The organism is Pseudomonas sp. GL_090 (genome assembly GCF_057837765.1).
In genome coordinates this window covers 5548238-5569923 of sequence record NZ_CM174452.1, presented here as the reverse complement: position 1 = coordinate 5569923, position 21686 = coordinate 5548238, and the positions used below count along the sequence as shown (strand labels likewise).

Genomic DNA, 21686 nt, shown 5'->3' with positions numbered 1-21686 from the left:
TCTGGTGTCCACAAATGATGTGTTCACCGCAAAATCCTTGTGGGAGCGAGCCTGCTCGCGATGGCGTCAGTTCAAGCCCCGAAAATCTTACTGCCCAAACAAAGCCTTCTGCCCCTCCGGCGATGTAAACATCCCATCCCCGTCATGCCCGACCCCGGGTACTTCTATCAGCTGCTGCTTCAACCCTTGCGGTTGCAGCCGCTTCAGATAATCGAAGTAAAAACGCCCACGGGTCAATCGAGACGGCCCTTGCGCCCTGGCCTCACAACTCTTGTCCAGCGCCGGATGATTCGGGTCAGTATCCTGCTGCCCCAGCAGATAAACGACTTCACGCTTTAGGTAACTTTCCTGCAACTGCGCTGCGGTTTGTCCTTCGGCATAGGTCGGTAAATCTGCCAGCCCGTACTTCCAGCGATTGAATTGCGGGCAACCGGCGTGGCTGAACGCCACGGGCCGGCGCTCATCGAAATAAGCGTAGGAGGACGGATTGGCAATCACATAGCGCACCTGCACGCCGGCCGCATCGAGCTCTGACTGCGCGTGACCGAGCAATGCATAGCGCTGAACCACCTGCGCGCCACCGGAATGCCCGGCGATGACGATTTGCTTCACCTCCGGAAACTGCTGACGGTCACCCACGCGGGCGATGATTTCGTCGAGCGCCGCGTAGGAACTCAGCCGAAACGGTGCCGTGGATTCTCCGCCGGCCATCCATTCATTGCCTTGCCAGCGCAAAACGGTGTCGGCCACCGGATGGACCGCAACATCGGTTTCATTGAGAAATTGCGGGGCGATCACCAGGGTCGTTGCGCTTTGCCCGGCCAGTTCGGCCGCGTGCTCACCGCTCTGCAGATAGGTTTGCGCATTGCGCAAGCGACCGTGGAGGATGATCAGCACCCGTTCGATTTTTGCCGGGGCGGGGCTGATGCCCACCGCGATTTCACCTGATTTCAACAGCAGGCGCCCCGAGCTGAGGTCTTTGACCCCCTGCTCGGCGGCCTGGGACGTTGCGCAAGTAAACAGAACAACCAACAACCACTTCTTCATTTACAGATTTTTCGCCGCAAAGGTATCGCACTGGCCAACCTGGCCTTGGGCGAAACCGGTTTTGAACCAGCGCACCCGTTGCGCCGACGTACCATGGGTGAACGAGTCCGGGACCACACGGCCCTGACCCTGTTGCTGCAAACGATCGTCGCCGATGGCGTTCGCTGCGTTCAATGCTTCTTCGATGTCGCCCGGTTCCAGCCAGTTCAGACGCTTCTGCGCATTGTTGGCCCAGACACCGGCCAGGCAGTCGGCCTGAAGTTCCTGGCGAACCAGCAAACCACCGTCGCCCTCCATCTGCCGACCCTGCTGGCGCGCTGCCTGAATTTTTGCGGACACCCCAAGCAGGGTCTGCACATGGTGTCCGACTTCGTGGGCGATCACGTAGGCCTGGGCGAAGTCGCCCGCGGCGGAAAAACGTTGGGACATCTCCTGGAAGAACGCCATGTCCAGGTAGACCTTCTGGTCGGCCGGGCAATAGAAGGGGCCGGTCGCCGAGGTGGCCAGACCGCAGGCCGAATTCACGCGGTTGCTGAACAGCACCAGGGTCGGGTCCTTATATTGGCGGCCGACCTGCTGGAAAATCGCACCCCAAGTGTCCTCGGTATCGCCAAGGATTGAACGCACGAACTCCGCGCTTTCATCATTGACCGGCGGTGCCTTGCGACTCTGGTGGGTGGCGGGCGCCGATTGCTGGTCCATTTGCCCGGCCAGTTGTCCGAGGATCTGCAGCGGATCCTGGCCGGTGATCCAGCCGATGCCGACGATCAGGAGGATCGCCGTCAGGCTCAGGCCCTTGCCACCGCCAAAACGCATGCCGCCGCCACCGCCGCCAACATCATCGCCACGGGCGTCGACCACGTTGTCGCTGCGTCGGCCTTTTTTCCATAGCATGTGGGAATCCTCTTCTGTTCCGGGTAAAGCTCCGTGCGATGAGTGTTGCTGCCAAGTGGGAGCGGCGCCAGTCCGGCCGTCCGTCTTTTTTCCGCGCACAGGTTGATTCCCGGCTACCCGTGAAGGGCTGCCGAGAAGCTTTCAGGCTTGTATTGAACACGGATAACCCATCGAATTCCGTCGGGTGATGGTTTTTTATCGTGAGGGCGATCGCCGGTCTCGCGGATTATTCATAAGCGGTGACGCCTGCGATATGGCGCGCGGCGATGTAGCCGAAGGTCAGCGCCGGGCCGAGATTGATGCCGCCAGCGGGGTAGTGGCCGCCCATGATGCTGGCCATGTCACCGCCCGCGGCGTACAGGCCGGCGATGGGTTGCGCCGCGCCATCCAGGACCTGGGCATGTTGGTTGACCTTGAGCCCGGCGAAGGTGCCGAAGCAGCCCGGCTGGACTTTCACGGCATAGAAGGGGCCCTGGTCGATCGGCGCGACGCATGGGTTGGGTCGTTGCAGTGCGTCACCCTGCTTGCGGTTGTAGGGCGTGGAGCCACGACCGAACTGCGGATCCTCGCCGTTGCGCGCGTGGCGGTTGTAGTCCGATACGGTGCTGAGCAAGCCAATCGGGTCGATGCCGCAGGCTGCCGCCAATTCCTCAAGAGTGTTGCCGGTTTTCAGATAGCCGCTTCGGATGAAGGATGACAGTGGCACCGGAAATGGCCGAGAGATGCCCAAGCCATAACGACGTTGAAAGCCATGGGTGCAGATCAGCCACGACACTACTTCTTCACCCGGCGGGGCAGCGGCGACCATGGCTGTGACGTAGTCGTAGTAGCCGTTGGCTTCATTGACGAAACGCTGGCCGTTGCTCAGCACACCGATGATGCCGGGTTTGCCCCGCTCGATGATGTGCGGGAAGTGTCCCGTGCTGCCGTCGCTGTGCGGCACCTGCGAGACCGGCGCCCAGGCGACGGCGGACGCCATGTCGCTATTGATCCGGGCGCCGGCACTTTCGCCCAGGCGCAGGCCATCGCCGCAAACGCCGAGGGGCGGCAGGGCCAGATGCTCATGCCCGGTCGGTGTGCGGGGGAACAGTGCCTTGCGGCGTTGGACGTCATTGGCGAAACCACCTGCGGCGAGCACCACGGCCTTGCGTGCATGGATGCGCACAGAGCCTTTGGCGGTGCTGATCACCGCACCTCGTACCTGATCATTCTCGCGCAGCAATCGGGTCACGGGCGCTGATTCCCAGAGCAACACGCCGAGGTCATCGGCGGATTTCGCCAGGCGCGCCACCAAGGCCACACCGTTGACCAGTTGCATCGCCCGGCCATGCATGGCGAGGTCTAACAGATGACGGCTGAAACGCCGCGTAACGTGCCAGGCCGCCGACAGCGAGCGGGTCAGGTTGAGGAATGCCGTGAGGTCCGCCCCCGCCATGATCGGCATGCCCATGAACGAAGTTTCCCGCATGGTTTTGCGCAGACGCTTGAGCAGTGTTCCGACTTTTCGTGCGTCGTAAGGGGCGGCGATCACCGAGCGTCCACCGGTGCCTGCCCCGGGCGTGTCGCCATGAATGTCGGCAATGGCGTTGCCGTCGGCGAATTGCAGCGAGGTGTGCTGCTCGAAGAACGACACCATCCGCGGGCCGGCTTCCAGGAATGCGTCGATCATCGCCGGATCAAAGCGCTCGCCCAGTTCGTGTTTCAGGTAAGTGCGGGGCAGTTCAACGTCTTCGACGATGCCCGCGCGCCGGGCCAGCGGGTTGCAAGGCACCCAGGCCCAGCCACCGGACCAGGCCGTGGCACCGCCGAACACCGGGTCCTTTTCCACCACTATGACTTTCAGCCCGTGCCACGCGGCGGTCACGGCCGCCGACAGTCCCGCCGCACCGGAGCCTACGATCAGCACATCGCAGTCGATGTCGGGAAGAACGTGCGCTTGGGCAGGCATTGTTTGAGCTCCGGTGTTTTATTGTTTTGGAATCTGGTTCCAAAAAATATAAGAATCAAGTGGAGCCGTACAAGTCTGGAGGGCGTAAAGCGGGCGGTTATCGAACGCTCAGTTCCAGATTTCGCATTCGTGCGGTTGTCTTCTAGAATCGAGCAAATTTTGCGTGGAAGCGACCATGGCCGGCAGTCAGATCGAACGTGTTTTCAGTGTGCTCGAAAGCCTCACCAGCGATCCCCGTGGCCTGCCGATGCAGACCCTGGCGGAGCAACTGGACATCCCCAAGAGCGCGACCCATCGCCTACTGGCCGAGCTGATTCGCCTCGGTTACGTGCGGCAGAATCCGGATAATTTGCGTTATCACCTCTCGACCAAACTGGTGGCGATGGGCTTCCGTTACCTGTCGAGCAGCGGTGCCGATATCGTGCAGCCGGTGCTTGACCGCCTGGCTCAGGAAACCGGCGAACTGGTGCGTCTCGGGGTGATCGACGGTGAGCGTCAGACCTGGATCGCCAAATCCCAGGGCGCGCGTTCCGGTCTGCGTTACGACCCGGACATGGGCCGCGATGCGCCGTTGTTCTACACCGCCTCGGGGCATGCGTGGCTGGCGTGCATGAGCGATGCCGAAGCCTTGTCGCTGGTGGAACGGCAGGGTGCGCAGGTGCCGGAACATGTGGGGCCGAACGCGCCGCGCTCGAACATCGAATTGCTCGAACGCCTGCGTCTGGCGCGGGAGCAGGGCTACGCCTGGGTCGAGGAGAGCTCGGCGGTAGGCACTTCGGCGATTGCGGCCGTGGTGCGCCATCCCGCCGATGGGCGGGTGATCGGCGTGCTCAGCATCGCCGGGCCTAGCGCGCGGATGCCGGGGGTGCGGCTGCATGAGCTGGCGCCGTTGTTGCTGGCGTACACCGAGGAGTTGAGTGCCGCGAGCCTGGCGTCGGAGTTGTTCAGTTAAGGCCACTGCAAATCCCTTGTGGGAGCGAGCCTGCTCGCGAATGCGGTGTGTCATGCGATCTGGATGGCGACTGACACACCCTCTTCGCGAGCAGGCTCGCTCCCACATTTTGAACTGCGTTCAACTTGAGAAGCTGTGCGCTGTTCGAACACTTTCAGGACAGGTCTGTGTAAGAATCTGGAACTGGGTTCTAAATTATTGGAGATTCATCGCTCCAATAATATTCACAAGAGGACCGCACCTTGAATTCGCCACTTCGCATCGCCCTGATCGGTGCTGGCAACATGGGCCAGCAGCATTACCAGCATCTGCAATCCCTGACTGAAGCGACGTTATGTGCCGTGGCCGATCCGGGACCGCAGGCGGCCAGCCTTGCGGCTCAATGGGGCGTAGCCTGTTTCGCCGATCATCGTCAGATGCTGGAGCAGGCGAAGCCGGACGCCGTGATAGTCGCCAACCCGAACACGCAGCACGTCAACACGGCCCTCGATTGCCTCGCGGCCGGTGTGCCGGTGCTGCTGGAAAAACCGGTGGGCGTGCACCTGGATGAAGCCCGGGAGCTGGTGGCTGCCTCGAAGGTGAGTGGCGTTCCGGTACTGGTCGGACATCACCGCCGGCACAATCCGCTGATCGTCCGCGCCCACGAACTTGTCCACAGCGGCGCATTGGGTCGGTTGACCACGGTCACGGCGCTCTGGCAGTTGCGCAAGCCCGACAGTTATTTTGAAACACCCTGGCGTCGCGAGGCCGGTGCCGGGATGCTGTTGACCAACCTGATCCACGACCTCGATCTTCTGCGGCACTTGTGCGGTGAAGTGCGTCAGGTTCAGGCCATCACCAGCAATGCCATTCGCGGGTTTGCCAACGAGGATTGCGCGGCGGTGTTGCTGCAATTCGACAACGGCGCACTGGGCAGCCTGACCGGCTCCGATGCGGTGGCCGCGCCTTGGAGCTGGGAGCTGGATTCGGGGGAGAACCCGGTGTATCCGCGCCATCCTGATCAACCGTGTTATTTGCTGGCCGGGACAGGTGGGGCGCTGAGCATTCCGCAGCTTAAACACTGGCACTACAACGAAGTCGACGGCGGCTGGCATCAACCGTTGCTGGCAACCCAGGAAAGCTTCAGTACTGATGAGGCCCTGCGTTTGCAGTTGCAGCACTTCGCGCGTGTTGTGCGTCGGGAGGTCGAGCCGCTGGTGAGTGCCGCCGATGCCGCGCGTACGTTGGCGCTGATCGAAGCCATCCGCGAAGCCGCCGAAACCGGGCGTGCCTGCGCGCCATCCTTGATCGAGGGTTGAGCATGAGCGAGCGTATTTTCTCCCTGGCCAGCCTGACCGTGCTGGAGTTGTCGCCGCCCGATATGGTCGAGGTCGCCGCGCGGGCCGGCTACAGCCATGTCGGCTTGCGCTTGGTGCCGGCGACTCCTGAGGAGCACCATTTTTCCCTGGTGGGCGACCACCAATTGCGGCGCCAGACCCTGGTGCGTCTGCGCGATACCGGTATTCGGGTGCTGGACGTTGAAATCCTGCGTCTCAAGCCCGAGACCGTCGTCGCCGACTTCGAGAGTACCCTCGCCGTGGGTGCCGAGTTCGGCGCCAGTGAGTTGCTGGTGGCCGGTAACGATCCTGACGAACAGCGGCTGACGCAGCATTTTGCCGAACTCTGTGATCTGGCGGCAGCCTATGGGCTGCACCCGCATCTGGAGTTCATGCCCTGGACCGATGCGCGCAATCTTCAACAAGCCGCGCGTATCGTGGAAAACGCCGGGCGTGAAAACGGCGGCGTACTGGTGGACGCCTTTCACTTTGACCGCTCAGGATCGCGGCTGGAAGATCTGGCCAAAGTTGCCCCCTCACGGTTACGGTATGCACAGTTGTGTGACGTCGCAGGACCACGGCCGGCCGATATGGCGGAGATCTTGCGTCAGGCGCGTAACGAACGGCGCTTCCCCGGCGATGGCGATTGTGACCTGCAGGGGTTGTTGCGCGGTTTGCCGGCTGACATTCCATTGAGTCTGGAGATTCCCACCGTGCAGTTGCTGGAGCAGGGCGTGAGTGGATTGGACCGGGCGCAGATGGCGCTGGATAAAACCCGGGAATTGTTGGCGCGGCTGTAATCGGTGCTGCGCACCTTTCGCTTGTAGGAGCGAGCTTGCTCGCGAGGGACGTGAGGGCGCCGTGTTTATCCAGGCGGCCATCATCATCGTTGACGACCATCGCGAGCAAGCTCGCTCCTGCATGTGATGCTTTTGACTTCAGTAAGGAAACCCCATGACCGTCAGCACCCCGCTTTCCGGCGTCAATCAGCCCTTCAAAGGGATCCTGCTGATCGTTGTCGCAACCTTCCTGTTTTCCAGCCACGACGCCTTTTCCAAATACCTCTCCGGTTTCTATCCCATCGTCATGGTGGTCTGGGCGCGTTACGTGGTTCACACCTTGCTGATGGCCGGGATTTTCCTGCCGCAGTCCGGGCTGCGGGTGTTGCGTACCAAGCGGCCATTGCTGCAGGTGATCCGGGCGCTGTGCCTGCTGGGCACCAGTCTGTTTTTCACCACGGGGCTGATGTACATCCCGCTGGCCGAGGCGACGTCGGTCAACTTCCTCGCGCCGGTACTGGTCACCGCGCTGTCGGTACCGCTGCTTGGCGAGCGGGTGACCCGGGGGCAATGGCTGGCGGTGATTTTCGGTTTCAGCGGGGTGCTGATCATCGTTCACCCCGGTGGTGATCTGTTTACCCCGGCGGTGTTGCTGCCGTTCTGCTCGGCGCTGTTTTTCTGCTTCTATCAACTGCTGACGCGCAAGCTCAGCGAGATCGACAGCCCGACCACCAGCAACTTCTTTGCAGGCTTGTGCAATACGCTGGTGATGAGTGCGCTGGTGCCGTTCTTCTGGCAGACGCCGAACCTGGTGCATGGCGCGATGATGCTGGCGCTGGGGGCCTGCGGGATGACGGCACACCTGTTCCTGACCCAGGCGTTCCGCCTCGCGGCACCGGCACTGCTGGCACCGTTCAGCTATTGCCAGATCATCTTCGCCGGCCTCTTGGGCTGGCTGCTGTTTTCCCATACACCGACACTGACCACCGTGCTCGGCATTGCCGTGATCTGCTGCAGCGGGTTGGCGGCCGCGTGGCAACAAAGCCGCCGGTAAAAGCCCAAAGAGAAACGACCTGTAGGAGCGAGCCTGCTCGCGGTGTTCGTCAACGATGACACGGGTTGTCTGGATACCCGCGTCGCTCTCAGGTTTTTCGCGAGCATGCTCGCTCCTACAGGGGGTAGTGCGGCGATCTTTAGTCAGTGACGGTCGGAATCTTGCGCGGTGCCATGAAGTACATCCAGGTCAGCGCAATGAAGTACATCGCCGGAATCATGGTGAACAGCACGGTGTAGTTGTTGTTGGTGATGGTCAGGATGTGGCCGACCAGCTGGGTCATGAACATCCCGCCAATCGCCGCACACATGCCGCCGAAGCCGAACACCGTACTCATCATGTGCTTGGGCGTGTAGTCCATCACCAGGCTCCAGATGTTCGCGGTCCAGGCCTGGTGTGCGCCGATGGCCAGGGAGATGGCGGCCACCGCGACCCACAGGTTGCTGGAGCCGGCCGCCATGATCACGCCGATGATGCAGCAGGCGAAGAGGAACATGGACATCAGTCGCGCCTTGATCGGGTTGACGCCGCGACCGATCAGGAACGAGGAGAGGATGCCGCCGCCAACGCTGCCGAAGTCGGCAGTGAGGTAGATGATGATCAGCGGGATACCCATCTGGGTGACATTGATGCCCAGGTTGTATTGCTGGTTGAGGAACGGCGGCAGCCAGTACAGGTAGAACCAAAACACTGGCGCTGTGATCGAGTAGGCGAGGGCGAAGGCCCAGGTGCCACGCATGCGCAGGATTTTCGAGAACGGTACGCGGGTTTGTTCCGGTTCGACTTCGTTCTGGATGTAGTCCAGCTCCGACTGTTTGACGCTCGGGTGATCTTCCGGGTTGAAGTACTTCAGGCCCCAGAACAGCAGCCAGATCCCGCCCAGTGCCGACATGCACAGGAACGCGGCCTGCCAGCCCCAAACGTGCAGGATCAGCGGCAGCAGCATCGGGGTGAACATCGCGCCGACGTTGGTGCCAGCGTTGAAAATGCCAGTAGCCACGGCGCGCTCGCCGGCCGGGAACCACAGGCGGGTGGTTTTCACGCAGGCCGGGTAGTTGGCAGCTTCGGTGAGGCCGAGGATGAATCGGCAAACCATGAAGCCGACCGCCGAAGTGGCCAGGCCATGGGCGCCGGTCGCCAGGCTCCAGAGCAATACCGCGCAGAAGAACACGCGCTTGACGCCGACCCGGTCGATCAAGCGGCCTTGCAGCACGAAGCCGATGGCGTAACCGACCTGGAACCAGAAGTTGATGTTGGCGTAGTCCATCGCCGTCCAACTCATTTCCTTGGCCAGGATCGGCTGCATCACGCCCAGGGCGGCGCGGTCGATGTAGTTCAGGGTGGTGGCGAAAAACACCAGTGCCAGCATCCCCCAACGGGTTTTGCCGACAGCCATGGCGCCGCGAATTTTGTCGCCGATGCCACCGGCAGTGACGTTCATGGCCGGAGCCATGCGTGAGCTTTGGGAAGGAATCATGTGTACCACCCGTTTTTTGAATTTGTTATTTGGTGTTTTGGACATCGCGACCGGTGTTGCGTGTCCGGACTTAATGTGAGGACGATGTTGGGCAGTGGACAAAAAATCGTCAATTCGCTAATCACCATTATGTTCGATAATCGAACACAAAACTAACTGGGTAGTACACTTTAAATTGCTCAATGCACCAACCGCCTCAATAATCCCCTCACTCTTTTAAAAGCGGCGCAAATTCCCTGTAGCCGAAGCCTCCACCGGGAGCCGAAACATGCAGCGTTCCATTGCCACCGTATCCTTGAGCGGTACCCTGCCGGAAAAGCTCGAAGCCATTGCCGCCGCCGGTTTCGACGGCGTCGAGATTTTCGAGAACGACCTTCTCTACTACGACGGTAGTCCGCGGGAAATTAAACAGATGTGCGTCGATCTCGGGATCGCCATCACCCTGTTTCAACCGTTCCGTGATTTCGAAGGCTGTCGGCGTGATCGATTGTCGCGCAATCTGGAACGCGCCGAGCGCAAATTCGACCTGATGCAGGAGCTGGGCACTGACCTGGTGCTGGTGTGCAGCAACGCCTCGGCCGAGTCCATCGGTGATGAACAGATTCTGGTCGACGATTTGCGGCTGCTGGCTGAACATGCTGGGGCACGCGACCTGCGCATCGGTTATGAAGCGCTGGCCTGGGGTCGGCATGTGAACACATATCAACAGGTGTGGAACATCGTGCGGCAGGCCGATCACCCAAGCCTCGGCGTGTTGCTGGACAGCTTTCACACCTTGTCGCTCAAGGGCGATCCGAGCGCTATCGCCGAGATTCCAGGCGACAAGATTTTCTTCGTGCAAATGGCCGACGCGCCGATCCTGGCCATGGACGTGCTGGAGTGGAGCCGGCATTTTCGCTGCTTCCCGGGCCAGGGTGAATTCGATTTGCCGGGGTTCCTCGCGCCGATCATCAAGAGTGGGTACACCGGGCCTTTGTCACTGGAAATCTTCAACGATGGTTTCCGCGCCGCGCCTCCACGGGCCAACGCCGCCGACGGCTTGCGCTCGTTGTTGTACCTGGAAGAGAAAACCCGCGAGCGTCTGGCGCAGGAAGCCAAGCCTGCGGCCAACCCCGGGATTCTGTTCGAAACGCCCAAGGCCAGCGAGTACGACGGCATCGAGTTTCTTGAATTCGCCGTGGACGAAAGCCTCGGCGCCAAGCTCGCCCATTGGCTGGCGCGACTGGGTTTCGTCAAGGCCGGGCAGCATCGCTCCAAGAGCGTCAGCCTGATGCGTCAGGGCGATATCAACCTGATCCTCAACTCAGAGCCTTACTCCTTCGGCCACAGCTTTTTCGAAGCCCACGGCCCTTCGTTATGCGCGACCGCCGTGCGGGTCAAGGACAGCGCCAGTGCGCTGGCCCGAGCCGTGGCCTACAAGGGCCAGCCCTATCGCGGGCTGGTGGGCCCCAATGAATTGGAACTGGCGGCGGTGCGTGCGCCGGATGGCAGCCTGATCTATCTGGTGGACCAGGATGCCGACGTCTACGGCACCGACTTCAATCTGTTGGCGGATGCGCCGGTCAGCGGTGGCCTCAAGCGCATCGACCACATGGCTATGGCGCTGCCGGCCGACAGCCTCGACAGCTGGGTGCTGTTCTATAAGAGCCTGCTGGATTTCGAGGCGGACGATGAAGTCGTGCTGCCGGATCCTTATGGTCTGGTGAAGAGCCGTGCCTTGCGCAGTCGCGACAGTTCGATCCGCCTGCCACTGAACATTTCCGAGAACCGCAACACCGCGATCTCACACGCGCTGTCGAGTTATCGCGGCTCCGGTGTGCATCACATCGCGTTTGATTGCGATGACATCTTTGCCCAGGTCAGCCGTGCCAAGGAGGCGGGCGTGCCGCTGCTGGATATCCCGCTCAACTACTACGATGACCTAGCGGCGCGGTTCGATTTCGACGACGAGTTCCTGAGCGAACTGGCCTACTACAATGTGTTGTACGATCGCGACGCCCAGGGCGGTGAACTGTTTCATGTGTACACCGAGCCGTTCGAGGGGCGATTCTTCTTCGAAATCATCCAGCGTAAAAACGGTTATGCCGGCTACGGCGCGGCCAACGTCGCGGTGCGCCTGGCGGCCATGGCCAAATCCCGTAGCGGCGCATTGCGCCAGGCGAAGTTGTAGGTAATTCGTAAACGCGGGATTAAACGTGGGCCGCGCGGCTTCCTTCACCGTGCCGCGCAGCCCATAATCGCCAGCCTGTGCAGTGATGGCCGTGAGCCCGCAATGACAATGACTTCAGAACTCCCCGCAGCCTCCGTAGAACCTGGTGCCGAGCCGCGCAAGAGTCGCAAGAACAACCCGGAAAAGACCCGCGAAAACATCTTGCAGGAGGCGATTGTCGAATTCGTCCAGCAGGGGCTTTCCGGGGCTCGCGTCGATGCCATCGCCGAGCGCATACACACCTCCAAGCGCATGATCTATTACTACTTCGGCAGTAAGGAGCAGCTCTACGTCGAGGTGCTGGAGAAGCTCTACGGCGATATTCGCAACACCGAAAGTCGCCTGCACCTGGCGGAGCTGGCGCCGGTCGAAGCCATTCGACGGCTGGTGGAGTTCACCTTCGATCACCATGATCGCAACGTCGATTTCGTGCGCATCGTCAGTATCGAGAACATTCACAACGCCGAGTTCGTGAAGCGCTCCGATGCGATCAAGGCGATGAACAACACGATCCTCGATTCACTGGGCGAGATTCTGCGTCGCGGCGCCGAGCAGGGGCTGTTCCGTACCGGTCTTGATCCGCTGGATGTGCATCTGCTGATCAGTTCGTTCTGCTTCTATCGCGTCTCGAACCGCCACACCTTTGGTGAGATTTTCCAGATCGACCTGCCGGACGAACGCATCAAGCAGCGTCATCGGGAGATGATTTGCGAGTCGGTCCTGCGGTACCTGCAAGCCTGAATCCATCGCGGGCAAACACCGATCCTGTGGGAGCGTGGCTTGCCCGCGAAGCTTTTCAGTCATTCATGCTCTGGAAATGCTCGAGCATCCGCTGGGCATCCGGCACCACGCCGCTGAACAACTCGAATGCCTTCACTGCCTGAAACACCGCCATGTTGCCGCCGTCCAGCGTCCGGCAACCGAGGGCGCGGGCGTTGCGCAGCAGTTCGGTTTCCAGCGGGAAGTAGACGATCTCCGCCACCCACATTTCGGCCCGCAGCAACTCCACCGGCACCGGCATGCCCGGCAGCTTTTTCATGCCCATCGGCGTGGTGTTCACCAGGCCGTCAGCCTGGGCCATGGCGCTGGGCAGGTCATACCCGGCTACCGCCCGACTGACGCCGAAATGCTGATTGAGATTGTCAGCCAGATCCTGGGCGCGGCGGATGTCCACGTCAAAAATGCTTAGCTGTTGTACGCCTTCGCTCAGCAACGCGTGGGCCACCGCCGCACCTGCGCCGCCGGCACCCATTTGTACGACACGCTCAACGGCAACGCCTTTCAAACCCCGGCGAAAACCCTCGGCAAAGCCCAGGCAATCGGTGTTGTGGCCGATGCGTTTGCCGTCCTTGAGCACCACCGTGTTGACCGCACCGATACCGCGGGCCTCCGGCGAGAGTTCGTCGAGCAGCGGGATGATCGCCTGCTTGCAGGGAAAGGTGATGTTCAACCCGGTGTAGTTCATGCGCTCGGCGGCCATCAACAGGTCGGGCAGGGCGTTGATGTCGAGCTTCAACTGATCAAGATCAATCAGGCGATACAGGTAGCGCAGCCCCTGGGCATCGCCTTCATGCTCGTGCATGGCCGGTGTGCGGGACGCCTGGATGCCGGCGCCAATCAGCCCGGCCAGTATCACGTGGTTCTGAGTCAAGGCGATCACCCCTTCAAACGATGACTGAAGTGTTCCAGCGCCAGGCGATAGCCATGACTGCCAAAACCGGCCATCACCGCCGTTGCAATGGCGGAGACGAACGAGTGGTGGCGAAAGGGCTCGCGGGCGTGCACGTTGGACAGGTGGACTTCGATCACCGGCAATTCGCTGGCGATCAGGGCGTCGCGGATGGCGACCGAGGTGTGGGTCCACGCGGCAGGATTGATGACGATCCCGGCGCAGCGACCGCGGGCGGCGTGAATCCAGTCGAGCAATTCGCCTTCATGGTTGGTCTGGCGAAACTCAACTGCCAGGCCGAACTCTTCGGCGGTACGTGCGCACAAGGCCGAGATGTCTGCCAGGGTTTCGTGGCCGTAAGTCGCTGGTTCACGGGTGCCGAGCAGGTTCAGGTTCGGGCCGTTGAGCACCAGAACGATAGGGGACATCGGAATCTCTCCACTTATTATTTTTGGAATCGGCCGAGGATCCCGGCCTGTGGAGATAAATTGTACTAACTGGTTAATTTGGTCAATTGAAGTGAAGGCACACTGGCGGTTTGTGTGCGGTGATCGGACACTTTTGCAGTTCAGCGCGGCAAATGCTCCACCAGAAAATCAATGAACGCCCTCAAGCGCAGTGGTACATGCCGACTTTGCGGATACAGCAAGGTAAACGGCCGCGAGCGCCCGCCATAGGGTTTGAGCACTTCCACCAGCGAGCCGTCGACCAGTTCCTTTTCCACGATAAAACGATAGGTCTGAAACAACCCCGCCCCATGTTTGGCCAAGGTGACACCGCCCAGCACATCGTCGGAACAGCTTAGGCTGCCCTCGGCCAGAATCTCCCTGGGCACGCCTTCATCGTTGAACAACCAGGCAATGCGCCGGCCGCTGCTGGGCAGTTCGTACTGAATGCACTCGTGCTTTTCGAGATCGTCGAGGGTTTGCGGAGTACCGGCCTGTTTCAGGTAATCAGGGCTGGCGATCATTACCAGGGCGGCATCTTCCAGCGGTCGGGCGATCAGGCCGGAATCCGGGATGGCTCGCACGCGAATCGCCATGTCGTAGCCTTCGCCGACGAAATCGATGTTGCGATTGCTGATGTGCGACTCGACCTTCACCGCCGGATAGCGCGCCCGAAATTCTGGCAGCAACGGCAAGATTCGATGATGTGCGTAGGTGGTCGGAATACTGATGCGCAAGGTACCGGATGGCACTTGCTGCTGGCCCATCACCTCACGCTGGGCCTCGATCAGTTGTGCCAGGGCCAGGCGACACTCCTCGTAATAGCGGCGGCCACTGTCGGTCAGCTTCACGCTGCGGGTGGTGCGTGCAAACAGACGCACGCCCAGGCGTTCTTCCATGCGCGACACCGAACGGCTCACGGCAGCGGGAGTGACACCCGCCACCAGCGCCGCGGCAGTAAAACTGCCGGCCTCGGCGGCCAGGCAAAACAGCTCGATGCTGCCCAACTGAAGATCGTCGAATTGTCGCTGCATGATTGATTACACCGGGGATCAGATGAAGTACCCGACCCAGTATTTATCAGTCTCCCGCGCACGAATACAAAAAAACCGTCACGAGGACGGTTTTTTTGTGGTGGCGTTTGCAATCAACGCCGAGTCAGCATCACCCCGGATTCCATGTGATGGGTCCACGGGAACTGGTCGAACATCGCGCATCGGGAGATGCGGTGGGTGTCGTGCAGTTGGGCGATGTTGGCTGCCAGGGTCTCCGGATTGCAGGAGATGTACAGGATGTTGTCGAAGCGTCGGGTCAGCTCGCAGGTGTCCGGGTCCATGCCGGCGCGGGGCGGATCGACGAACACGCTACCAAACTCGTAGCTCTTGAGGTCAATGCCGTGCAGGCGACGGAACGGACGCACCTCGTTCAGGGCTTCGGTCAGCTCTTCGGCGGACAAGCGCACCAGGGTGACGTTATCCACAGCGTTTTCGCTGAGATTGCTCAGCGCCGCGTTGACCGAGGTCTTGCTGATTTCGGTGGCCAGCACCTTGCGCACGCGGGTGGCGAGGGGCAGGGTGAAGTTGCCGTTGCCGCAATACAGCTCCAGCAAATCATCGGAGCGATCGCCAAGCGCATCGTATGCCCAGTTGAGCATCTTCTGGTTCACCGTGCCGTTGGGCTGGGTGAACGCGCCTTCAGGTTGGCGATAGCTGAAGGTGCGACCGCCGACTTCCAGCTTCTCGACCACATAATCGTGACCGATAACTTCGCGTTTGCCCTTGGAGCGGCCGATGATGCTGACGTTCAGCTCGGCTGCCAGTTTCGACGCCGCCGCATGCCAGTGCTCGTCCAGCGGGCGGTGATAGCACAGGGTGATCATCGCGTCGCCGGCCAGAGTGGTCAGGAACTCCACCTGGAACAACTTGTGGCTCAGGGGCGCACTGGCTTGCCATGCTGCCTTCAGCTGCGGCATCAACTGGTTGATGCGCAGGCTGGCAATCGGGAACTCTTCGATCAGGATTGGCGTGCGTTTGTCTTCCTGGGAAAACATCGCGTAGTGACGCTCGCCGGCCTCGCGCCACAGGCGGAACTCGGCGCGCAGGCGGAAGTTTTTCAGTGGCGAATCGAAAACGGCTGGCTCCGGTGCATCGAACGGAGCCAGCAGGTCACGCAGACGCGTGACCTTTTCTTCGAGCTGAACGGCGTAGGCCTGGGAATCAAAAGTCATGCGTTGAACCAACCCAGCTTGATCACGAACAGAATCGACAGGATCACCAGCGCCGGGTTCAGTTCACGGCCGCGACCGGACATCAGCTTGATGGCGGTCCAGGAAATGAAACCGAAGGCGATGCCATTGGCGATGGAGTAAGTGAACGGCATTGCCAGCGCGGTGATCACCACCGGCGCGGCGACGGTAATGTCGTCCCAGTCTATTTCGGCCAGGCCGGATGTCATCAGCACGGCGACGAACAGCAGTGCCGGTGCGGTGGCGAAGGCCGGAACGCTGGCGGCCAGGGGCGAGAAGAACAGCGCCAGCAGGAACAGGAACGCCACTACGATGGCGGTCAGGCCGGTGCGGCCACCGGCACTCACGCCGGCGGCGGATTCGATGTAGCTGGTGGTGGTCGAAGTGCCCAGCAGGGAACCGGCCATGGCGGCGGTGCTGTCGGCGATCAGCGCGCGGCCCATTTTCGGCATGTGGCCGTCTTTGCGCATCAGACCGGCGCGCTTCGCCACACCGATCAGAGTGCCGGAGTTGTCGAACAGATCGACGAACAGGAAGGCGAAGATCACGCTGACCAGACCGATGTCCAGCGCACCCTTGATGTCCAGTTGCAGGAAAGTCGGGGCCAGGGACGGCGGCATCGACATCACGCCGCCGAACGGGGTGAAGCCCATCACGATGGAAATGATGGTCACCACCAGAATGCCGATCAGCACCGCACCGCGCACGGCAAGGGCTTCGAGGGCGACGATCAGGGCAAAACCGAGGGTAGCGAGGATCGGGGCCGGTTGTTTCAGGTCACCGAGGCCGACCATGGTCGCCGGGTTGCTGACCACGATGCCGGCGTTGTGCAGGGCGATCAGTGCCAGGAACAGGCCGATGCCGGCGGCAATCGCCGAGCGCAGCGGCAGCGGGATGCTGTTGATGATCCATTCACGGATGCGGAAGATCGACAGCAGGAAGAAACACACCGCCGAGATGAACACCGCGCCCAGCGCCACTTGCCAGGTATGGCCCATGTGCAGGACCACGGTGTAGGTAAAGAAGGCGTTCAGGCCCATGCCCGGTGCGAGGGCGATCGGGTAGTTGGCGATCAGGCCCATGGTTGTCGAGCCGATGGCGGCGGCCAGGCAGGTGGCGACGAACACCGCGCCCTTGTCCATGCCGGTCTCGCCGAGGATGCTCGGGTTGACGAACAGAATGTAGGCCATGGCCAGGAAGGTCGTGACGCCCGCCAGAATCTCGGTCCGCACGTTGGTGTTGTGTGCCTTGAGTTGAAACAGCCTTTCCAGCATGTCTGCTCCCCGTGGCGCGCCGGGCGCCGTGAATGTATCGACCTCAACAGCAAAGCACAGGCAGCAGAACGCGCCTGGAAATTACTGTGGGCCGGAAAAAGCCGCGCATCATACCAGTAGCTTGGGAATATGGCTGCTTTGGCGGTGATCGTCGTCGATGTTTTGCGACAAAGCCAAGTGCGCCATACTGCGCGCTGGTTTTTTGGGGGGATGAGTACTGCATGAAAAAGCGTCTGGTTGCCGCCTTCGGAGTAGGGATGGCGTTGTTTCTCGGGGCTCAAACGGCCGTGGCGGCCTCGGCTCCACCGCTGACGCAATTGAAAGTGCTCAAGGTCGCGTCGCCGTCCTGTGGTGTCGAGAATATCGACGAGGGGCAAGCCCGGACGCGCTGCGATCACAATGGCCCGAACATCATGGTGTACGTGCTGGAAGTGGGTTACGGGCGTGAGGCCCATGTCGCCCTGGACGGTTTCGAAGTGAACGGTACACGGACGCCGGTTTGCGCGTTCAAGAACGGCAACCTGACCAGTTGCACCCCCGGGGAAAAAACCGTCGGCTACGTGTATGCCCTCGATCTGGCGGGCAAGCAGGAAGGAACGCTGACCTTCAGCAACACCTCGATCAATGCGCCCGGCAACACGATGTCGACGCAGCTTTACATCAAGTAACCACGGCTCTCGAACAAGGGTCGGGAAAGCTGACTACGCTTAAAAGATCATTCCGTGGACAGTCCCTGATGACCTTTAGAGCCTTGATTGCCCTCGCCGAGGGTACCGATGACCTGCAAACCGTCACCCTGATAGACGTACTGCGCCGCGCCAAAGTGGAAGTGGTGGTGGCCAGCATCGAAGGGCGACGCATGCTCACCTGCGCCCGCGGCACTCGCCTGACGTCCGATGCGATGCTGGTGGACCTGTTGGCGCAACCCTTCGACCTGATTGCCTTGCCCGGTGGCGCGGTGGGTTCGCAGCACCTGGCAGCCCACCAACCCCTGCAACAATTGATCAAGGATCAGGCGGCGGCCGGTCGTCTGTTCGCCGGCATCGCCGAAGCGCCTGCCGTGGCGCTGCAGGCCTTTGGCGTATTGCGTCAACGACGCATGACCTGTCTGCCATCGGCCAGCCATCAACTGTTGGGCTGTAACTTCGTCGATCAACCGGTAGTGGTCGATGGCAACTGCATCACCGCCCAAGGCTCGGCTGCCGCGTTGGCATTTGCCCTGGCGCTGGTGGAACAACTCTGCGGAAAACCCACACGTGCGGCGGTGGCGGGGGAGTTGTTGGTTTAGATTGCTTAGACTTTCGCCTCTTCCGTCTCTTCATCTTTAGCCATGTGCATGCGATCGCGGCGCGCCAGTGTCGGGAACAGTTTGACCCACACCCCGGTCACCACCAGCGTGCCGATCCCGCCCATGACCACGGCTGGCACGGTGCCGAACCAGTGGGCGGTCAGACCCGATTCGAATTCGCCCAACTGGTTCGAGGCACCGATGAACAGACCATTCACGGCGCTGACCCGGCCACGCATTTCGTCCGGGGTTTCCAGTTGCACGAACGAGGCGCGGATCACCATGCTGATCATGTCTGCCGCGCCCAGCACCACCAACACTGCCAGGGAAAACCAGAACGAGGTCGACAGGCCGAAGGCGATGGTTGCCACACCGAAGATGCCCACGGCGGTGAACATCACTCGCCCGACGTTGCGCTCCACGGCAAACTGCGCCAGGAACAGCGACATCAGCAGCGCGCCCACCGCCGGTGCCGAACGCAGCAGGCCAAGCCCCCACGGGCCGGTCAGCAGAATGTCCTTGGCGAACACCGGCAGCAGCGCCGTGGCGCCACCCAATAGCACCGCAAACAGATCGAGGGAAATCGCCCCGAGAATGTCCGGACGACTGCGGATGAAGCGAATGCCCGCCAGAAGCGAATCCAGAGTGGCCTTGCCCTTGTTCAACGGGGTTTGCCGGGCCGGCAGATTGAGCATCAGCGAACAGGCGATGACATACAGCAGTACCGTCGGGCCATACACCCAGACGCTGCCGAAGGCGTAGAGCAAACCGCCGAGGGCCGGGGCGACGATGGTGGCCGATTGCTGGGCCGATTGCGCGGCGGCGACCGCACGGGGAAACAGCGCGCTGGGCACGATACTGGGCAGCAGGGCCTGGGTGGTGGGCATTTCAAAGGAGCGAGCGGCACCGAGCAGGAAGGCCAGGATAAAGATCATTTCCCGGGTGACATGATCAGTCGCGCTGCCGATGGCCAACGACAGGGCGATCAATGCCTGCAAAGACTGGCAGATCGCCGCGACCTTGCGCCTGTCATAGCGGTCGGCGACGTGCCCTGTGTGCAGCATGAACAGTACACGCGGGGCGAACTCGACCAGGCCGACCAGACCCAGGTCGAGCACGTTGCCGGTCAATTGGTACAGGTTCCAGCCGATGGCCACGGTGAGCATCTGGAAGCCGCTGGCGGTAAATACCCGGGCCAGCCAGAACGCGAGAAAAGGGCGATGGTGACGTAACAGCAAGGGCTCTTGGCTGGGCATCTGCGGGGAAGTCTGGGGGAGAGGGGAACGGCGAGATTATCACCAACCTGTAACAGAAAGTTGCCGTGACAAAAATTTTAGTTAGCCAGACATCGATTTTCTCCAGGTTCCCACAGGGAATGTGTTGCTGAGGATGACAAAAGCCGTGAGGCAACTTGTCACGCGGCAAAAGACCACGCGGTTCATCCCCGAAATTGGGACTACTCTTTCAACGTTGATTGATCCAGGTCAAAACCCACAAAAGGATTTGATCCGGCGGCCGCAAGGCCAGACTCCCTGCGTTGCGATGCGTGCAAAAAAAAAGAACAAACAGAGATTCGCCACACTCCATATCCGTGGGGGCCGTGGGTGCAGGCCTTAAGCCGGCAGCCGTACTACCTGACAGAGGAAGACTTATGTTCGGTTTAGAGGCACTTGATCTCGCCCGAATTCAGTTCGCATTCACCATCTCGTTCCACATCCTGTTTCCGGCCATCACCATCGGCCTGGCGAGTTACCTGGCGGTACTCGAAGGCCTGTGGCTGAAAACCCATAACGACACCTACCGTGACCTCTACCATTTCTGGTCGAAGATCTTTGCCGTCAACTTCGGCATGGGGGTGGTTTCCGGTCTGGTAATGGCCTATCAGTTCGGCACCAACTGGAGCCGTTTCTCGGACTTCGCCGGTTCCGTGACCGGGCCGTTGCTGACCTATGAAGTACTCACGGCATTCTTCCTCGAAGCCGGGTTCCTGGGCGTCATGCTGTTTGGCTGGAACAAGGTCGGGCGTGGCCTGCACTTCTTCGCCACCGTGATGGTGGCCATCGGCACGTTGATCTCCACGTTCTGGATTCTCGCTTCCAATAGCTGGATGCAGACCCCGCAGGGCTTCGAGATCGTCAACGGTCAGGTCATACCCACCGACTGGCTGGCGGTTATCTTCAACCCGTCGTTCCCGTATCGCCTGATGCACATGGCTACGGCGGCGTTCGTCGCCACGGCCTTCTTCGTCGGTTCTTCCGCGGCCTGGCATTTGCTGCGCGGCAAGGACAACCCGGCGATTCGCAAAATGCTCTCGATGGCCATGTGGATGGCATTGATCGTTGCGCCGATCCAGGCGGTCATCGGTGATTTCCACGGTCTCAATACGCTCAAGCATCAGCCGGCGAAAATCGCCGCTATCGAAGGCCACTGGGAAAACAAGGGCGACGAGGCGACCCCGCTGATCCTGTTCGGCTGGCCGGACATGAAGGAAGAAAAAACCAGATTCGCCGTCGAGATCCCGTATCTGGGCAGCCTGATCCTCACGCACTCACTGGACAAGCAGGTGCCGGCACTCAAGGAGTTCCCACCTGAAGACCGGCCGAATTCGACCATCGTGTTCTGGTCGTTCCGGATCATGGTGGGCCTGGGCATGCTGATGATCTTCACCGGTTTGTGGAGCCTGTGGCTGCGCAAGCGCGACACCCTCTACACTTCGCGGCCGTTCCTGTACCTGGCGCTGTGGATGGGGCCGTCCGGCCTGATCGCGATCCTCGCCGGCTGGTTCACCACGGAAATCGGCCGTCAGCCATGGGTGGTCTATGGCCTGATGCGTACGGCGGATGCCTCGTCCAATCACAGCTTCATGCAGATGAGCATCACCCTGATCCTGTTTGTCGTGGTTTATTTCGCTCTGTTTGGTGCCGGTCTTGGCTACATGATGCGCCTGGTGCGCAAGGGGCCGAAGACCGACGAAGGCAAGGAAACCAACGACGGTGGCCCCGGCCAGAAACGCACGCCGGCCCGGCCGTTTTCCGCAGCCGACGACGATCACACCGACGCCGATCACAGCCTGACCAAGGAGATTTGA

At 61.0% G+C, this 21686-nt stretch carries 19 protein-coding genes; 9 read left to right on the top strand and 10 right to left on the bottom strand.

The window, feature by feature from the left end:
* Nucleotides 1-87: 87 nt before the first annotated feature.
* The 3 genes from AC3ITA_RS25145 to AC3ITA_RS25135 all read right to left on the bottom strand — a co-directional run bounded on the left by AC3ITA_RS25145 (nt 88) and on the right by AC3ITA_RS25135 (nt 3889).
* Nucleotides 88-1047, bottom strand: coding sequence for an alpha/beta hydrolase (locus AC3ITA_RS25145; RefSeq protein WP_095942028.1), 960 nt, complete (start codon nt 1045-1047; stop codon nt 88-90).
* A complete protein-coding gene (gene ypfJ / locus AC3ITA_RS25140) occupies nt 1048-1941 on the bottom strand; it encodes a KPN_02809 family neutral zinc metallopeptidase (protein ID WP_095942029.1) in 894 nt (297 codons plus the stop codon).
* 226 nt (nt 1942-2167) lie between these two features.
* Nucleotides 2168-3889, bottom strand: a complete 1722-nt coding sequence (locus AC3ITA_RS25135; RefSeq protein WP_095942030.1) for an FAD-dependent oxidoreductase — start codon at nt 3887-3889, stop codon at nt 2168-2170.
* Nucleotides 3890-4064: 175 nt separating this feature from the next.
* Here AC3ITA_RS25135 and AC3ITA_RS25130 point away from each other — a divergent pair, with 175 nt between their 5' ends.
* The 4 genes from AC3ITA_RS25130 (at nt 4065) to AC3ITA_RS25115 (ending at nt 7990) form a co-directional block, all read left to right on the top strand.
* Nucleotides 4065-4841: an IclR family transcriptional regulator gene (locus tag AC3ITA_RS25130; RefSeq protein WP_095942031.1), complete on the top strand. Its 777-nt coding sequence runs from the start codon at nt 4065-4067 to the stop codon at nt 4839-4841.
* A gap of 242 nt (nt 4842-5083) precedes the next feature.
* The gene (locus AC3ITA_RS25125; RefSeq protein WP_095942032.1) at nt 5084-6139 is read left to right on the top strand and encodes a Gfo/Idh/MocA family protein; all 1056 of its coding nucleotides are present in this window, start codon (nt 5084-5086) and stop codon (nt 6137-6139) included.
* 2 nt (nt 6140-6141) lie between these two features.
* Nucleotides 6142-6957 (top strand): sugar phosphate isomerase/epimerase family protein, encoded by an 816-nt coding sequence (locus AC3ITA_RS25120; protein ID WP_489278638.1) that lies wholly within the window; start codon nt 6142-6144, stop codon nt 6955-6957.
* A 154-nt stretch (nt 6958-7111) separates the two neighbouring features.
* Nucleotides 7112-7990 carry a DMT family transporter gene (locus tag AC3ITA_RS25115; RefSeq protein WP_008052441.1) on the top strand — a complete coding sequence of 293 codons (879 nt, stop codon included), beginning with the start codon at nt 7112-7114 and terminating at the stop codon, nt 7988-7990.
* 139 nt (nt 7991-8129) lie between these two features.
* Here the strand turns inward: AC3ITA_RS25115 and AC3ITA_RS25110 are convergent, their stop codons facing one another.
* On the bottom strand, nt 8130-9467 hold the full coding sequence (locus AC3ITA_RS25110) for an MFS transporter (protein WP_489278636.1): 1338 nt from the start codon (nt 9465-9467) through the stop codon (nt 8130-8132).
* A gap of 268 nt (nt 9468-9735) precedes the next feature.
* Here AC3ITA_RS25110 and quiC point away from each other — a divergent pair, with 268 nt between their 5' ends.
* Together quiC and AC3ITA_RS25100 are read left to right on the top strand one after the other, a co-directional pair.
* A complete protein-coding gene (gene quiC, locus AC3ITA_RS25105) occupies nt 9736-11637 on the top strand; it encodes a 3-dehydroshikimate dehydratase QuiC (RefSeq protein ID WP_095942036.1) in 1902 nt (633 codons plus the stop codon).
* A 102-nt stretch (nt 11638-11739) separates the two neighbouring features.
* On the top strand, nt 11740-12417 hold the full coding sequence (locus tag AC3ITA_RS25100) for a TetR/AcrR family transcriptional regulator (protein WP_150672702.1): 678 nt from the start codon (nt 11740-11742) through the stop codon (nt 12415-12417).
* 55 nt (nt 12418-12472) lie between these two features.
* Here AC3ITA_RS25100 and AC3ITA_RS25095 read toward each other — a convergent pair whose 3' ends face one another.
* From AC3ITA_RS25095 to AC3ITA_RS25075, 5 genes are all read right to left on the bottom strand, one after another.
* Nucleotides 12473-13327 (bottom strand): shikimate dehydrogenase, encoded by an 855-nt coding sequence (locus tag AC3ITA_RS25095; RefSeq protein ID WP_095942070.1) that lies wholly within the window; start codon nt 13325-13327, stop codon nt 12473-12475.
* Between the two features lie 5 nt (nt 13328-13332).
* Nucleotides 13333-13773, bottom strand: a complete 441-nt coding sequence (gene aroQ, locus AC3ITA_RS25090; RefSeq protein ID WP_095942037.1) for a type II 3-dehydroquinate dehydratase — start codon at nt 13771-13773, stop codon at nt 13333-13335.
* Between the two features lie 140 nt (nt 13774-13913).
* Complete coding sequence (locus tag AC3ITA_RS25085) at nt 13914-14825, bottom strand: LysR family transcriptional regulator (RefSeq protein ID WP_095942038.1); 912 nt, start codon at nt 14823-14825, stop codon at nt 13914-13916.
* Between the two features lie 113 nt (nt 14826-14938).
* Entirely contained in the window at nt 14939-16018 is a 1080-nt protein-coding gene (gene trmA / locus AC3ITA_RS25080; protein ID WP_095942039.1) for a tRNA (uridine(54)-C5)-methyltransferase TrmA, read from the bottom strand.
* Nucleotides 16015-17310, bottom strand: a complete 1296-nt coding sequence (locus tag AC3ITA_RS25075; RefSeq protein ID WP_008050771.1) for an NCS2 family permease — start codon at nt 17308-17310, stop codon at nt 16015-16017. The genes trmA and AC3ITA_RS25075 overlap by 4 nt, the downstream gene beginning before the upstream one ends.
* Nucleotides 17311-17531: 221 nt before the next feature.
* Here AC3ITA_RS25075 and AC3ITA_RS25070 point away from each other — a divergent pair, with 221 nt between their 5' ends.
* The gene (locus tag AC3ITA_RS25070; protein ID WP_150672705.1) at nt 17532-17978 is read left to right on the top strand and encodes a DUF4879 domain-containing protein; all 447 of its coding nucleotides are present in this window, start codon (nt 17532-17534) and stop codon (nt 17976-17978) included.
* 68 nt (nt 17979-18046) lie between these two features.
* On the top strand, nt 18047-18598 hold the full coding sequence (locus tag AC3ITA_RS25065) for a DJ-1 family glyoxalase III (RefSeq protein ID WP_095942041.1): 552 nt from the start codon (nt 18047-18049) through the stop codon (nt 18596-18598).
* Between the two features lie 5 nt (nt 18599-18603).
* On the opposite strand, the gene AC3ITA_RS25060 is transcribed toward AC3ITA_RS25065, so the two are convergent.
* Nucleotides 18604-19854: an MFS transporter gene (locus tag AC3ITA_RS25060; protein ID WP_489278631.1), complete on the bottom strand. Its 1251-nt coding sequence runs from the start codon at nt 19852-19854 to the stop codon at nt 18604-18606.
* 395 nt (nt 19855-20249) lie between these two features.
* Between AC3ITA_RS25060 and AC3ITA_RS25055 the strand changes: the two genes are divergently transcribed.
* Nucleotides 20250-21686, top strand: a complete 1437-nt coding sequence (locus tag AC3ITA_RS25055) for a cytochrome ubiquinol oxidase subunit I (RefSeq protein WP_095942043.1) — start codon at nt 20250-20252, stop codon at nt 21684-21686.